Raw genomic sequence first — 15102 nt, 5'->3', positions numbered from 1 at the left:
GTTCTCTTGTCGCGAGGCGCGCCATCCGCCGCTCGTTCCTCGCGGCTCCCGCCAGGCCCGACCAGCCTCGCGACAAGAGAACCCCGCCCACGACCTTTCTCGTCAGCGCGCCCAGCCTCGCGACACAGACACCCCGACGTCGGCCTCCGCTCGCACCGCGTCGTTGCGCTGCGGAAGGCGTGTTGAGGGCCCGTGGCCTGGCCTAGGGTGTGCGGACATGAGTCTGGTGACGTTCAAGGACCTGTGCGTCGACGCGGTGGATGCGCGGGTGCAGGGGGAGTTCTGGGCCCGCACGCTGGGGCTGCGGGTGGAGGCGCTGGACGACGGAGACGTCGTGCTGCGCGACCCGGGCCCCGAGGCCGTGGCGGAGCGGACCGTCTGGGTCAACACCGTGCCCGAGGCGAAGACCGTCAAGCATCGTGCGCACCCCGACGTGCGGGCGCTGTCGCTCGACGAGTTCCCCGACCTGCCGCGGCTGACCGCGCCCGGCCAGTACCACTACACGACTTTGGCCGACCCCGAGGGCGGTGAGTTCTGCGTCTTCACGGACGACGAGGTGCCGCCCTACCGGCTCAAGGACATCGTCGTCGACTGCGCGGACTACCGGCTGGTCGCGGACTTCTGGCACGGCCTGCTCGGCGGGGTGCTGACCCAGGACGACGACATGGGCTACGCCTACCTGGACGAGGGCGCCGGGGTCCCGTTCGAGTCGTTCGACTTCGTCCCCGTGCCCGAGCCGAAGACGGTCAAGAACCGCTGGCACTGGGACGTCACCCTGGACGACGGCGTCACCCTCGACGACCTCGTCGCCCGCGGTGCGCGCGTGCTGCGCCCCGAGGACGGCGAGATCCGCTGGACCGTCATGGCCGACCCCGAGGGCAACGAGTTCTGCGTCTTCCAGCCCTGACCCCGATGCTGTGAGCGGGCTCTTGGCCCCGTCTCACGTCGAAACAGGGGCCAAACGCCCGCTCACAACATCAGGGTGCGGTCTCAGGGCGCAGCGTCAGGGACGGGCGGCGAGCGCGGCGAGCACGCGGTCCACGCTGGAGCGGATGCCCCAGCGCTCGGCGAGGGCGTCCAGCGCCTCGGGGTCCTTCGGCGCGCGCGGCAGGGCGTCGTCGACCTCGTCGACGGGCGCGTCATGCGCCACCTGGACCACGGTGGGCGCGACGTCGAGGTAGGGCGCAGCGTCGAGGAGCTTCTGCCGCTGGGTGGGCGTGAGGCCCTTCGCGCCGTGCTCGGCGGCCGCGCGCAGCCCGGCCAGGTCGCCGAAGGCGGCGAGCAGCTTGGCGGCCGTCTTCTCGCCGATGCCGGGCACGCCGGGCAGGCCGTCCGACGGGTCGCCGCGCAGCGTCGCCATGTCGGCGTACGCCTGGCCGCTCTGCACGCCGTACTTCTCCGCGAGCTTCGCCTGGTCGACGACGTCGGGGTCGCGCACGCCGCGCGCCGGGTACAGCACGCGGACGCCGGCGGCGTCGTCGACGAGCTGGAACAGGTCGCGGTCGCCGGTCACGATGTCGACGCTCGCCGGCATCACGATGCCGACGGCGCCCGCCACGGGCAGGGCGGTGGCCGCGCTGCGCGCCACCTCACGGGTCACGAGGGTGCCGATGACGTCGTCCGCCTCGTAGCCCGCCGCGCCCACGCGGGCGATGCCGAGGGCGGCGAGGACGTCGACGATGACGGGCACCTGCGGGGTGAGCAGGTCGGGGACCTCCTCGACGTCCGGCTCGCCCGCCGGGGTGACGGTGGCGACGCGGTGCTCCTTGTACGAGCCGATCGCCTCGACCCGGAACGCCGGCCGCCAGTCCTCGTCCCAGCACGCCACGAGCCGGCCGGGCCCGTGCTCCGTGACGAGGAACGCGATCATGTCCAGCAGGCCGCGCACCGCGTTGACGGGCTTGCCGTCCGGGGAGCGCAGCGAGTCGGGCAGGCCGTAGAAGGCGCGGAAGTACAGGCTGGCAGTGTCGAGGAGGAGCAACTTCGAGACGGAGGACGCCATGCGCCCAACCTAACGGGAGCGCATGCCTGTCACTGCTCGTCGGGACCGATCAGGTGGACGTGCTTGCGGTCGCGGGGCTTGAGCGAGCCGTGGATCTTGGCGTCGAAGGTCGCCAGCACCCCGCCGTGGGCGATGGCGAGATTGAGCAGGTGCGTATCGGTCACCTGCCGATGTCCGGTGATGTGCTGTGTCACGGCCCGGGCGTCGGCGATCGACGTCGCATCAGCGACGAACTCGGCGTTCGGCAGGGCCTTGATGGCCCGGAGCGCATCGACGGCGACGCCGATCGAGAGCGGCCGGCCGTCGGTGTCGACGGTGATCGCCGGATTGAGCAGGAGTCGCACCAGCGCGACCTCGGTCATCGGGGTCGTGGCGAAACGTGCCACCTGGGACAACCAGGTACGGGCCGCCGCATGGTCGACGTGGTCCTCCAGGACGACTGCGACCAACACGTTGGCGTCGGCGATCGCGACCCGCTCACTCATCGTCGTCCAGCGCCTCGGCGACCATCTCGCGGGTCACGACGCCGCGCGTGGCGGAACGGAACACGGGAACGGTGTCGAGCGGGTAGTCGCCGCTCCGCGCGAGCTGGTCGGCGCGCTCGCCGGCGAGGTCCACCAGGACACGGCCGGGTCGCTCGCCGGGAAACCGGCGCAGTCCGAGGGCAAGGATCTGCTCCACCCGCTTGTCCCGGGTCACCTGGATGCGTTCGTGGATCGTGGGCATCGCTCAAGTGTATCACCGAGAGTATTTCAGGTGACACACCTCGATCGTCGTTCCGAGTCGACGCGACGGTGGGAGTCGGCGGCTGGAACGGCTCAGAGGCTGCGCCCGGCCAGGACGCCGAGCGCGATGCCCAGCGCGACGGCGGCGAGGGTGAGCGCCATCGTGCCGAGGGCGTTGGCGACGGCGAGGCGCGCGCGTCCGGACCGGGCGAGGCGCACGGTCTCGACCATCGCCGTCGAGAACGTGGTGTAGCCGCCGCAGAAACCGGTCGCGACGGCGAGCCGCCACGGCTCCAGGCGGTCCGGGTCGCCCGCACCCAGCAGCACGCCCGTGACGAGGCCGATGACCAGCGAGCCGGAGACGTTCACCACCACCGTCGCCCACGGGAACGCGGCGCCGGGCGTCCGGGCGCGCACGGCGCCGTCGACGACGAACCGGGCTGCGGCACCGAGCCCGCCGGCGAGGGCCACGACCAGCAGCGCGACCGCCGCGCTCATCGTCCCGCCCCCGTCATGGCGCCCCGGGTCATCGTGCCCTCCGGCGCGAGCCCAGCAGCACCCCGGCGAGGCAGGCGAGGTACCCGAGCAGGAGCGTGCCGCCCGCGTACGCCAGGCCCTGCACCACGGCACCGCCGGTGAGCAGCCGCTCCGTCTCCAGCGCCAGGGACGAGAACGTCGTGAACCCGCCCAGGACGCCCGTGCCGACGGCCAGCCGCACCCGCTGCACGACGGGGGTCTCGGGCCCGCGGGCGGCGAGCGCCTCCAGCAGCCAGCCCAGCACGAAGGCGCCGAGCACGTTGGCGGTGAGCGTCGCGACGGGCCAGCCGTCGACCACGGGCCACGCCTGCGCGAGGCCGTAGCGGGCGGCGGTGCCGACGGCGCCCCCGACGGCGACCAGTGCGACCAGGGCCGGCCGCCGGTGGGCGGGCCGCACGCGGGCGGGCGGGCGGCCCGCCGTCACGAGGCGTCGCCCGCGTGCGTGTCGGGCAGGACCACGACCGGCCGGGTCTGGTCGTGGATGAGGTGGCCGGCGACGGTGCCGCCCACGAGGTGCGTGGCCCAGCCGCGCACCCCGGGGCGGCGCGCCCCGACGACGACGAGGACGGCGTCGTGCTCCGCGGCGAGGCGGGCGAGCTCGGCGGCCGGGTCCCCGCCGGTGACCTCGAGGCTCCACCGCACGGCGCTGCCGTCCAGGGCGGCGGCGACGGCGTCGCGCAGGTCGGTCGGGTCGGCGAGCTCCGCGCCGGCGTCGGGGTCCACGGGGACGACGTCGCCGGACGGCTCGCGCACGGCGCTCTCGTCGACCGCCACGCACACCAGCTCCGCCCCGAGCGCCTCCGCCAGGTCTGCCGCGCGGCGGAGCACACCGGGGTGCCGGTCGTGCGGGACGCCCACGAGCACCGGACGGGTCATGCCGTCATCGTAGGCAGCCGCCCCCCGTCAGACCTTCGGGTCCACCACGGGCACGCCGTCGGTGTCCAGGTGCTCGGGCTCCGTCGCACGCACGCCCAGGAGCTTGGCGACGGGCGTGCCGGTGAACCCGTAGACGATCGCGGTGAGCAGCACGACGCCGAAGATCACGGGCACGAGCTGCGGGAACGGGTCGCCCGCGTCCTCGAAGCTGAGGGAGAAGACGGACGCCGTGGACGCGGCGACGATGCCGCGCGGCGCCATCCAGCCGATCATCGCGCGGTCCGACCAGCGCAGGTCGGTGCCCCACGTGGAGACGATCGAGACCAGCGGGCGCAGCACCAGCACGAGCAGCGCGACGATCCCCGCCGTCGGCAGCGAGTACCGCAGCAGCGCGTCGAGGTCGATGCGCGCGGACAGCACGATGAACAGGGATCCGATGAGCAGCAGGCCGATGTGGGTGCCGAACTCGTGCAGGGGCTCGATGCGCGCCACCCGCTGGTTGGCGAGCGCGGCGCCGAGAGCGGTGGTGGCGAACAGCCCCGCCTCGTCGTGCACGCCCTCGGCGATCGCGTACGCGCCCAGGGCGAAGGCGAACGCGAGCACCACCTCGGTCTCCTTCGGCACCCGCCCGAACCGGATGAGGACCACGAACAGGGCCGCGGCGACCACCCCGACGAACAGGCCCCACGACGCCGTGGCCAGCAGACTGACGGGCTCGGCGTGCAGCACGACGTTCGCGACGGCGAGCGCGACCGTGGCGCCGATCGGGTCGATGAAGATGCCCTCGAAGGCGAGCACCGACTCCACGGGCTGGCGCGGGCGGATCATCGCGAGCAGCGGCCCGACGACGGTGGGGCCGGACACGATGAGGATCGCGCCGATGACGGCGGCCCGGCCCCAGGTCACGTCGAGGAAGAGGTACGCGATCGCCGTCGCGCCGACGCAGGTCAGGAGCGCGCCGGTGGTCACCAGCCCGAGGACGGGGCGCCGGGCGCCGCCGCGCAGGCGCGTGAAGTCCAGCTTGAGCGACTCCTCGAACAGCAGCAGGCCGACGGCCATCGAGACGAGGGGGAAGAGGGAGTCGCCGAAGACGGCGTCGGGGTCGAGCCAGCCCAGGATCGGCCCGACCAGGAGCCCGAGCCCGAGCAGCACGAGGATGGACGGCACGCGGAGCGCGCGGGCGCTCACCTGGCCCGCCACCCCGAACGCCACGACGAGGGCGATCCCGCCGGCGAGGGTCATCGTCACTCCTCCGCGCCGTCGCGGCGGCGCGCCTCGGCCTCGCGCGCGGCGCGCTCGCCGGCCTCGAGGTTGCGCTTGCGGCGCGACGACCAGGGGCCGGCGCTCCGGGCGGGATCCTTGTCGGGGTCGTGCAGCAGGCTCGACTCGACCAGCTCGTGCCGTTGCAGGTAGGTGTTCCCGAGGGCCTGCACGGTCGCGAGGATCGGCAGGGCGAGGAAGGCGCCGAGCGCGCCGAACACGGCGCCGAAGCCGAGGACGCCGACGAACGACACGGCGGGGTTCATCTCGAGCGCCCGGGCGCTGACCTTCGGGGAGAAGATCAGGTTCTCCACCTGCTGGTACGCGATGATGAAGACGAGGACGGCGACCGCCTGCGGCAGGCCCTGCGCGGCGAGCGCGACCGCCACCGGCAGCGCGCCGCCGATGTACGTGCCGATGGTGGGCACGAACTGCGACACCACGCCCGTGAACACGGCCAGGGGCAGCGCGTACGGCGTGTGCACGATCAGCAGGAACACGAACGTGAAGACGCTCGACAGGGCGGCGAGCACGACGCGGGAGCTGATGAAGTCGGAGACCTTCACCTGCGTGATCTCCCACAGGGTCAGCACCTCCTGCTGCCGGTCGGGGCGCAGCCACGAGCAGACTGCGGCCCGGAACTTCGGCCCTGCCGCCATCAGGTAGTAGGTGATGAGCAGGATCGTGGTGATCGCGAACAGGACACCCACGATGGACGCGCCGATGCTGAGGGCGCCCGTGGCGACGTCCTGGCCCCACTGGTCGATGGCCTGCGCGACGAGGTCGTCGGAGTCGGGGACGGTGACGTCCCAGCGCGCCTCGATGCCGCTCTGGATGCTGGCGTAGAGGTCGGGCAGCGAGGAGACGAGCTGGATCAGCTGCTGCACGAACAGGTTGCCGAACAGGGCCAGCACGCCCGCGACGACGACGATCGCCCCGCCCAGGGAGGCGCCCGCCGCCGCGCCGCGCCGCCAGCCGTGGCGTACCAGCCACACGACGATCGGCTCCAGGGCGAGCGCGACGAAGAACGAGATGAGGACGTTGACGGCCAGCCCGCCGAGCTGGCCGAACGCGTACGACAGGAAGGTGGCGACGAACACCGCCACGACGACCATCGCCAGCGCCTTCGGCAGCCACCGCGGCGGGTTGCGGCTGTCGTGCTGCACCGGGCGGACGGAGTCGTCGACCTCGTCGTCGCCCTCGGGCTGCGGGGCGTCCGTGGTCATGCGGGAAAACGTAGCCCAGGGGAGGTCGCGGGGCGCGGCGGATCGCGGCCCGCGACGCAGGTCACAGCGCGGGCAGTCGGTCCGGCAGGCCGAAGCGGGGGAACCAGGTGGCGGTGTCGAGGAACGTGGTGATGCCGGTGATCCGCCCGCTGCCGTCGTCCTCGAGGACGGCGAGCCCCCACGGCGACCAACCGCCCGCCGGGTCCTGCCGGTACTGCGCATATGCCATGGAGCCGTTCGCCTGCACGGGCAGGCACCGCGAGCCGCGGCAGCCGGCGCCCGGCCCCGTCATCCAGCGGATCACCTCGCCGCTGCCGTGCACCCACATCGTGTACGGCGGCATGTTGAGGACGGCGTCGTCGTGCAGGAGGGCGACGAGGGCCTCCATGTCGTAGCGCTCGAAGGCGTCCAGGTACTTCTCCAGCAGGTCCTGGTCGATCTGGTCCCACCGGGCCTCCGCGCCCGCGGCGGCCTCCGCGTCGGCGGCGTCGCCGGGGCGTCGCAGTCCCTTGCTGCCGAGGGTGGCGCGGGCCCGCTGCAGCGCGCTGTTCACGGACGCGACCGTGGTGTCGAGGAGCTCGGCGACCTCCGCGGCCGACCAGCGCAGCACCTCGCGCAGCACGAGCACCGCGCGCTGCCGCGGCGGCAGGTGCTGCAGGGCGGCGACGAACGCGAGGCGGATCGACTCGCGCCCGACGGCGACGTCCGCCGGGTCGCCCTCGCGCGGCAGGACGGCGTCGTCGGGCACGGGCTCGAGCCACCGGTCCTCGGCGAGCACGTCGCCGAAGTACTGCTCCTCCGCGGGCTGCGGGCCGCCGAGCCCCATGGGACGCTCGCGCCGCTTCGACGACCCGAGGTGGTCGAAGCACACGTTGGTCGCGATGCGGTACAGCCACGAGCGCAGCGACGAGCGGCCCTCGAACCGGTCGTACGACCGCCAGGCGCGCAGCAGCGTCTCCTGCACCGCGTCGTCGGCCTCGAACGCGCCGCCGAGCATGCGGTAGCAGTAGCCGGTGAGCTCGCGGCGGTACTGCTCGAGGAGGGCGCCGACGTCGTCGGAGGTGCCGTCGCCCGGAGCCGTGGTCGACGGCGCGGGCGCGCTGCGCTGGGCGGTGTGTGTCACGCCTCACACCGTACGACGGACCGCCGACACCCGTGCGGGCGTCGCCCGGGGCGACGAACGGTGCGACGGCGCGAGGAGGCCGCGCTCAGCGCCGGTCGTCGCGGAGCACGCGCTCGACCAGGGGGACCGTGCCGGTGGCGGGCGTCGGGGGCCGCACCCGCGAGATGGTGCCGGTGAGCGGGCGGGCCGCGCGGTCGATCTCGAACCACACGGTCTTGCCCTCGACGACGCCGGAGTGCCGGCCCACGGCGTCGGAGCCGTCGTGCCGCTCCACGCCCCACCGCGACGCGAGTCGGTCCAGGAACAGCACGCCGCGGCCGGACAGGTCCTGCGGCTGCGGGGACTGCAGCTCCGGCTCGGCCGTGCTGCCGTCGCGGACCCCCACGCGCAGGCGCCGCCCGTCCACCTCGACGGTCGCGGTGATGGGCCCCTCGCCGTGCTCCAGCGCGTTGGTCAGCACCTCGCTGGTCAGCAGCATCGCCGTACGGCGCAGCTCGTCGGACACGTCGCACGACTCGAGCACGTCGTCCACCCAGCGACGCGCGGGCCCGAGGTCGCTCAGGTCGTCGTCCGCGACGCGCCGCTCCGCCTTCGCGGGCCCGGCCGACGACGGGGGCCCGGACGGCGCGGGGACGCGCACGCGCACCGCGAGCACGGCGACGTCGTCGCGCTGCGCGTCCCCGACGAGCCCGCGCACGAGCGCCCGGGGCACGGCGGACGTCGCCTCGCCGTAGGAGCCCCGCAGCACGCCCTCCAGGTCCGACAGGCGCTGGTCGCTGGGGACGCCGCGGCGCTCGACGAGACCGTCCGTGTAGAGGACGAGGGTGTCGCCGGGCAGCAGGCGGGCGGTGCGGTCGACGCGGGCCGTGGACGGGACGACGCCGAGCAGCAGGTCGGGCGTCTCGTCCAGCCGCTCCACGCGGCCGTCGCGGCGCAGCACCATCGGCGGCGGGTGGCCCGCCACCGACCACGTGAGGGTGTAGGCGCGCTCGGGCGGCTCGGCGCCCTCTGGCCGGTCCTCGGGACCCGGCGCCGGGTCGCGGTCCAGCCGCGCGACGACGGCGGTCGCCATCGCGCGGGGGCCGAGGCGCGCGTTGGCCTTGTCGAGGCGGGTGAGCAGCCCGGCCGGCGACTCGTCGTGGCTCCACGCGAGCGCCCGCAGCATGGAGCGCAGCTGGCCCATCTGCGCAGCGGCGTGCACGTCGTGGCCCGCGACGTCGCCGATCATCACGATCGCGGTGCCGTCGTCACGCACGACGGCGTCGTACCAGTCGCCGCCCACCTGGTCGGTGCGGGCAGCGGGGGAGTAGGTGGTCGCGATGTCGAGGTGGGCCACCGCGGGCGGCGCGGTGAGCATCGACTCCTGCAGCGTGGTCGCGACCCGCCGCCGCGCCTCCAGCAGCGCCACCCGCTCCAGCGCGAGGGCGACGTACCGGCTGATGGTCGACTCGAGGGCCGCGGTCTCGGCGTCGTGCTCGCGCGCCTGGTCCCACACGCAGGCGATGACGCCCACGACCATCCCGTTCGACATCACGGGCAGGAACGATCGCGCGCCCTCCGAGACGGAGCCCACCGGCATCATCTCTGGGTAGCCCGCCACCATCTCCGCGTGGTCGCGGAACCGCAGCGCGGTGCGGCTGCGCACCACGTGCGTGTCGGGCCGCGGTGCGTCCAGGCGGGTGCTGCGCAGCGCGGGCTCGCCGGGGTGGTGGTGCCCGACGGTGAAGAACGACAGGTGCCGGCGGTCCGCGTCCACCAGCGCGAGCGACACCCAGCGGGCGCCCGTCCCGGTGCCGATGACGTGCGCGATGGCGTCCTCGACCTCGTCCAGCGTCGTGACGCGCGCGAACCGCTCCGACAGCCCCAGCAGGAACCGGGAGCGGCGGTGCGCACGGAACGCGACCTGCTCGGCCAGGCGGGCGCGCTCGCGCTCCGCGCGCAGCCGCAGCTCGCCGGACGCGGCCGCGGACAGGTCGGCCAGCGTCGCGAGGTCCGTCTCCGTCCAGGTGCGCGGCTCCGACGACACCGCCCACAGCGCCCCGACGACGTGCCCGCGCGCGTCCTCGATCGGGTACCCGGCGTACGCGGCGAGGACGAGCTCGCCGATGGTGTGCCGGCCGTCCACCCGCGGGTCGTCGTCGGCGTCGCGCACCACCAGCGGCGTGCGGGTCTGCGCGACGATCGTCGTCAGGGGGCGGGGCAGCTCGATGCGGCGGCTGCGCTGCGCGGCCTCGGGGAAGCCGACGGCGCCGGGCAGCGTCCTGACGTCCCCGTCGTCGGTCAGCATGACGACGGCGGCGGCGGGCACGCCGAGCTGACGGTGCACGAGCCGCGCGATGCGGTCGAACACCTCGTCTGCGAGCGGCTCGCCGACGGTCGGACCGGCCGGCGGCCCGGGCACGCGATCCGACGTGGGACGGGGCACCGGCCCGGGCGGAGGTCCGGGCGGGGAGCCGACAGCCTGGGCTTCCGGCACGCGCCCAGTATGGACCCTGGGCACTCAGACGCTGAGGAGACCGCGCCGGTGCGCGACGGCGACCGCCTCGGCCCGCCCCGAGACCCCGAGCTTCGCGAGCAGGTTGGACACGTGCACGCTGACCGTCTTCGTCGAGATGTACAGGCGCTCGCCGATCTGCCGGTTGCTCAGCCCCTGCGCGACGAGCGTCAGCACCTCCTCCTCGCGCTCGGTGAGGACCGACGTGGTGCGGCGCGCGCCCGGCAGCGGCACGCGGGCGCGCCGTCCCCAGGCGTGGATCGCGTCGGCCAGCGGCGCCGCGCCCATGTCGAGCGCCTCGCCGAGCGCCTCCGCCGCCTCGACCTCGGCGGCCGGGACGTCGCCGGAGGCGCGCAGCGCCTGCGCCCAACGGAAGCGCGACCGGGCCACCTCGTACCGGTAGCCGAAGCCGAACTCCTTCACCGTCTCCTCCCAGAGCCCCGGGTCGGCGGGGGCGTCGGTGAGTGCGGCGCGCAGCCGGGAGTGCTCCGCGGCCGCGCGCCGCAGCCACCCCCGCCCCTCGGGGCCGAGCGTGCCGCCGCGCGGGCGCCCGCGCCGCGCCGTCTCCTGCGCGACGGCGAGCAGCTCGTCGCCGCGCTCCAGCAGCGCCCGGGCGGCGTCGCCGTCGTGCGGGCCCGCCTCGGCGCCCTCGGCCAGGCCCGCCAGGGCCAGCGCGGACAGCCAGATGCGGCCCAGGAAGAACTCGGACCAGGTGGCGCCGACGTGCGCCGCGACCTCCTCGGCCGTCGCGACGGCCTCGTCGTACCGGCCCGCCCACGTCAGCGCGTCGGCGAGCGTGCCGCCCGCGACGAGCGCGATCTGCCCGTCCAGCTCCCACGACGGCCGCAGCGCCTCGGCCGCGGCGACGGCGTCGCCGCCCGTGCGTGCGGTGGCCGCGTAGAGGCGGTTGGTGTCCAGGTAGACGAGGGCGGGCGCGGGCGCGCCGTCCGGGATCGGCTGGTCGGTGAGGTCGCCGCAGAAGTAGGGGATCAGCAGCGCGAGGTCGAGCAGCTGCACCCCGTACACGCCCCAGATGACGCCGGTGCTGCGGCCGCGCTCGATGGCGGCCTGCAGGACGCGGTCGGCCTCCTCGAGGTGCCCCGCGTAGAAGTGTGTGGTGGCGAGGATGTACCAGCTGCGCATCTCGGTGCGCAGGTCGCCGGCGACGACGGCGCGCTCGCGGGCGCGGTCGATGAGGTCGGCCGCGGTGTCCGGGCTGCCGACCTCCAGCACGGCGAGCGTGGTGAGGGCGTCGGCCTCCGCGTCGGGGGCGTCGGCGCGGCGCGCGACGTCGACGGCCTGGCGGGCGAAGACCCCGGCCTCGTCGTCCCGGTCCACCGTGAGCAGGACACGCGCGTGCACGGCGAGCGTCCACGCGAGCTCCGGCGTCGCGCCCGCGTCGGAGACCTCGGGGACGGCGGCCGTGCCACCCGTTGTCTCGCCGGCCGCCGTGGCGCCCGGGAGCAGCACGTCGAGCGCGGCGGTGGACTGGGCGAGGGCGTCGTCCAGCGACTCCAGGTCCAGCACGTAGCGCACCAGCACGTGCCGCAGGCGGGCCTGCCGGTCGGGGTCGTCGGCGAGGCCCTCCACGGCGCGCCGGGCCAGCTGCTCCGCGCGGATCGCCAGGCCGGCGGAGCTGGCGGCCGTGGCGGTCTCGAGCGCCAGGGCGACGCGGTCGTCGCCGAGCAGCTCCTCGGCGTCGGGCACCGACTCCCACAGGGACAGCACCTGCTCCAGGTGCCGCAGCTCCTCGGCGGGGGCGAGCAGCTCGGCGGCGCGGCGGGCCGCGTCGCGCGACGCGACGAGCGCGGCGGTGAGGTCGTGCCCCTGCAGCGCGTGGTGGGCGCGCTTGGCGGCCGAGCCGAGCGACGGGTCGGCGCGCAGCGCCTCGAGGTACGCGCGGTGCATCGTCGTGCGCTCGCCGGGCAGCAGGTCGAGCACGAGCGCCTCGGCGACGAGGGCGTGCCGGAAGGCCACCTGCTGGCCCTCCACGCCCAGCACCTGCTGCGCCACGGCCTCGCGCAGGGCCGCGTCCGCGGCGCCGGGGGCATCGAGGCCGGCCAGGCGGGGCGCGGCGGCGCGCAGCAGCGCCTCGTCCACCTGCCGGCCCGCGACGGCCGCGAGCCGCACCAGCTGCTGCACGGCCGGGTCGAGCCGCTGCAGCCGCGTGTGCAGCACGTCGGCGAGCGACCAGGGCAGGACGGCGGACGGCTGCCCGGCGTCGAGCAGCTCCTCCGCGAAGAACGCGTTGCCGTCGGAACGGGTGCGCACCGCGTCGAACTCGGCGTCGTCGAGGGGCTCCCCGCGGGTCGCGGTGGTGAACTCGCGCAGCTCGTCGGGGGTGAAGGGGGCCAGCTCCACGTGCTCCACGGGGCGCTGGCGGTGCAGCTCGGCGATGACGGGGCGCAGCGGGTGACGGCGGTGCACGTCGTCGCTGCGGTACGTCGCGACCACGAGCAGGTGCTCCGAGCGCATCCGCGCGACCACGAACCGCAGCACGTCCCGCGTGGACTCGTCCGCCCAGTGCAGGTCCTCGAGGACCAGGACCAGCGGGGACCCCGCGCGCCCGGCGGCCGCGAGGCTGCCCGCGACGCCGTCGAGCAGCTGCAGCCGCTCCGCGTGGTCGGTGCCCGAGCCGCCGGCCGGGTCGAGCAGGCGGGTCAGCGCGGGCCTCCCGGCGACCACCTCGGCCACGGCCGGGACCGTCCGCAGCTCGCCCAGCGCCTCGGTGAACGGCAGGTAGGGGATGCCGACGTCGCCCAGGTCCACGCAGTGCGCGACGACGACGCGCGCCCCGGCGTCGCGCGCGAGGTCCGCGAGGTGGGTGACCAGGCGCGTCTTGCCCACGCCGGCGTCGCCGCCGAGCAGCAGCACGCCCGGCTCGCCCTCCGCGGCGCGCTCCAGCGCACCGCGGAAGGCGGTGACCTCGTCCTGACGGGCGATCAGGGGGACCTCGCTGGAACGTCGCACCAGGTGATCGTCCCACCGGGCACCCACACCCGCCGCTGCTTTTCCGGCGCCGGCGGCCGCGTGCGCCGTCGTCCCCGGGGTCGTGCCGGTCATCGTCGCACGGCCCGGTCAGGCGGCCCGGCGCCCGGCGCCGTCCTGCGGTCGGAACGCGTCGAGCCCGTGCCCGATCTGCTCGGCCCGCCGCGTGACCGCGCGGTCCCACTCCGACGCGTCGGTCCGTGCCGAGACCGCGTCGAGCGTCGCGCCGAGCTGCTGCGCCGCGCCCCGCGTGGCGCGCAGCCGCCGCACGACGTCCGCCGCCCAGCGGCCCACCGCCCGCACCGGGGCGGGCGTGCCGCGCTGGTAGGAGCGGGCGAGCGCCTCCCGCCGGTACTCGAGCTCCGCCTGGATCGCCCGGTCGAAACCGATCATCTGGTCCATCTCGATCCCCTCACCGGCCGGTCCTCCCGGCCTTCCGTGCCGGCCACCGCCGGCTCTCCTGATCTCGTGCTGCCCACGGTCGTCCTGAGGCCCCGGGGGCCGGATCGGTCAACTGCCCGGTCTTCGCGCCGGGGGTACCTCAGACGGCGTCCGACGCCGACCGCGCCGGGTCTGAGGTAGGGGCGCCGCCGCCGTCGGCCCCGGTCAGCGCGGCGCCGTGCGGGCGCACCGCGCGTCCTGGCACGCCCCGGCCGCGCAGCCCCGGCACGACGGCGACCACCCAGCAGGCCAGCGCCCGCAGCGGGGCGGTCGTGCCGCGGCGCGGGCGGGCGCGGCGCTCCCGCCGCAGCTCGCGTGCCCCCGCGATCGCCCGGTCGAACCCGATCATCTGGTCCATGCCGTTCCCCTCTCCGGCCGGCCCCGCCGGCCCCTCGATCTGGTGCCGACGACGCTCGTCCTGAGGTCCGGGCCCGGGGATCGGGCGACCGCCCGGTCCTCGGCGGCGGGGCACCTCAGAGACCTGCGGGCGCGTTCTCACCCGGCATCCGTTGCGACCTGGGTCACAGCGGACGCACACTGGGGGGACCGGACCGATACGGGGGTGGACTCGTGGCTGGATCTGTAGCAGGCGCTTTCGACGCGCTGCCGATGCTGGGGCGTGGCAAGCACCGGAACCCGAAGAAGGGTGCGTGCTTCATGGAGCTCGCGTCGTTCCTGGCCGGTGAACGCTGGAGCGACCATCCCCAGTGCACGCACCCGCTGCTCGCGATGCTGGCCCGCGCCGTCAACGACCTGACCGCCGACGCGAACCGGCCGCAGCTCGCGCCGCTCATCCCGTCCGTGATCGGGCTGACCAGCTCCGACCCGCGCTGGGACGTCCAGATCGCGCTGCGGGCGGCCCAGACGGCGCTGCCCGTCGCGCCCGCGGACCGGCAGCAGACGCTGGCCGTGGCGATCATCGGCGCCGAGCGCATGCTCGACGTGCTGGACGGGCGCCCCGAGGGCACCCTCGCCCCGGAGAGCGCCGACGCCCTCGCCGCGTCGCCCAAGACCGCCGAGTGGGCCTACCGGTTCTGCGAGGGCACGCGCGTGCGGCCCAAGCGGTTCGTGCGCGACGCCGCGCCGTCGGTCGTGTCCACCGCCGTGCAGGGCATCAGCGAGGCCTTCGTGCCCGACACCGACGCCCGCCTCCGCGGCCTGCTCGCCGCCACCATCGAGGACGCGCGCCGCTGGGCCGGCCGCACCGACGACGACCGCCCAGCCCTCGTCGAGGAGCAGTGGTCGCCCGTCGTGCGGCCGGCGGCCACCGCAGGCTGAGCGTCGACCAGTCGGCAGCCGTGACGTAGCGATTCCTCCGTGTCCCCGCCCCGGGCCCCGGGGGAAACCAAAAAAGGGGGGCGTGCGCCCAGGGTGTACCCGGGGGGAGTAAAAAAAAAAACACCCCCCCCAACCCCCCAAAAAAAAGGGAG

General features: G+C 75.1%; 15 protein-coding genes. 2 read left to right on the top strand and 13 right to left on the bottom strand.

Annotation, left to right across the window (positions count from 1 at the left end; translation table 11 throughout):
- Positions 1–217 precede the first annotated feature (217 nt).
- Positions 218–907, top strand: coding sequence for a VOC family protein (locus ACFWDO_RS14530; RefSeq protein WP_380323598.1), 690 nt, complete (start codon positions 218–220; stop codon positions 905–907).
- A gap of 96 nt (positions 908–1003) precedes the next feature.
- Here ACFWDO_RS14530 and ACFWDO_RS14525 read toward each other — a convergent pair whose 3' ends face one another.
- From ACFWDO_RS14525 to ACFWDO_RS14465, 13 genes are all read right to left on the bottom strand, one after another.
- Complete coding sequence (locus ACFWDO_RS14525) at positions 1004–2002, bottom strand: 5'-3' exonuclease H3TH domain-containing protein (RefSeq protein ID WP_380323595.1); 999 nt, start codon at positions 2000–2002, stop codon at positions 1004–1006.
- A gap of 29 nt (positions 2003–2031) precedes the next feature.
- Positions 2032–2487, bottom strand: coding sequence for a TA system VapC family ribonuclease toxin (locus ACFWDO_RS14520; RefSeq protein WP_380323592.1), 456 nt, complete (start codon positions 2485–2487; stop codon positions 2032–2034).
- On the bottom strand, positions 2480–2728 hold the full coding sequence (locus ACFWDO_RS14515) for a hypothetical protein (protein WP_380323590.1): 249 nt from the start codon (positions 2726–2728) through the stop codon (positions 2480–2482). Before ACFWDO_RS14515 ends, ACFWDO_RS14520 begins: the two co-directional genes overlap by 8 nt.
- Positions 2729–2820: 92 nt before the next feature.
- Positions 2821–3225 (bottom strand): fluoride efflux transporter CrcB, encoded by a 405-nt coding sequence (gene crcB, locus ACFWDO_RS14510; RefSeq protein ID WP_380323588.1) that lies wholly within the window; start codon positions 3223–3225, stop codon positions 2821–2823.
- Between the two features lie 28 nt (positions 3226–3253).
- Positions 3254–3688: a fluoride efflux transporter FluC gene (locus tag ACFWDO_RS14505; protein WP_380323585.1), complete on the bottom strand. Its 435-nt coding sequence runs from the start codon at positions 3686–3688 to the stop codon at positions 3254–3256.
- Complete coding sequence (locus ACFWDO_RS14500; RefSeq protein ID WP_380323582.1) at positions 3685–4140, bottom strand: universal stress protein; 456 nt, start codon at positions 4138–4140, stop codon at positions 3685–3687. Before ACFWDO_RS14500 ends, ACFWDO_RS14505 begins: the two co-directional genes overlap by 4 nt.
- Before the next feature lie 27 nt (positions 4141–4167).
- Positions 4168–5382 (bottom strand): cation:proton antiporter, encoded by a 1215-nt coding sequence (locus ACFWDO_RS14495; protein WP_380323579.1) that lies wholly within the window; start codon positions 5380–5382, stop codon positions 4168–4170.
- A gap of 2 nt (positions 5383–5384) precedes the next feature.
- Positions 5385–6626 carry an AI-2E family transporter gene (locus tag ACFWDO_RS14490; RefSeq protein WP_380323576.1) on the bottom strand — a complete coding sequence of 414 codons (1242 nt, stop codon included), beginning with the start codon at positions 6624–6626 and terminating at the stop codon, positions 5385–5387.
- Between the two features lie 61 nt (positions 6627–6687).
- Positions 6688–7749 carry a sigma-70 family RNA polymerase sigma factor gene (locus ACFWDO_RS14485; protein ID WP_380323573.1) on the bottom strand — a complete coding sequence of 354 codons (1062 nt, stop codon included), beginning with the start codon at positions 7747–7749 and terminating at the stop codon, positions 6688–6690.
- 85 nt (positions 7750–7834) lie between these two features.
- Positions 7835–10150 carry a SpoIIE family protein phosphatase gene (locus tag ACFWDO_RS14480; RefSeq protein ID WP_380323570.1) on the bottom strand — a complete coding sequence of 772 codons (2316 nt, stop codon included), beginning with the start codon at positions 10148–10150 and terminating at the stop codon, positions 7835–7837.
- Between the two features lie 99 nt (positions 10151–10249).
- Positions 10250–13213, bottom strand: coding sequence for an AAA family ATPase (locus ACFWDO_RS14475; RefSeq protein ID WP_380323567.1), 2964 nt, complete (start codon positions 13211–13213; stop codon positions 10250–10252).
- Positions 13214–13321: 108 nt separating this feature from the next.
- Positions 13322–13624, bottom strand: coding sequence for a hypothetical protein (locus ACFWDO_RS14470; RefSeq protein ID WP_380323564.1), 303 nt, complete (start codon positions 13622–13624; stop codon positions 13322–13324).
- 148 nt (positions 13625–13772) lie between these two features.
- The gene (locus ACFWDO_RS14465; protein ID WP_380323561.1) at positions 13773–14030 is read right to left on the bottom strand and encodes a hypothetical protein; all 258 of its coding nucleotides are present in this window, start codon (positions 14028–14030) and stop codon (positions 13773–13775) included.
- A 212-nt stretch (positions 14031–14242) separates the two neighbouring features.
- On the opposite strand from ACFWDO_RS14465, the gene ACFWDO_RS14460 reads away from it, so the two are divergent.
- On the top strand, positions 14243–14950 hold the full coding sequence (locus tag ACFWDO_RS14460) for a hypothetical protein (protein ID WP_380323558.1): 708 nt from the start codon (positions 14243–14245) through the stop codon (positions 14948–14950).
- Positions 14951–15102: the final 152 nt, after the last annotated feature.

The sequence above is a fragment of the Isoptericola sp. NPDC060185 genome (genome assembly GCF_042728595.1).
Lineage (GTDB): Bacteria > Actinomycetota > Actinomycetes > Actinomycetales > Cellulomonadaceae > Isoptericola.
Note: the sequence above shows the minus strand (reverse complement) of the source record. Positions and strands in the feature narration are given on the sequence as shown.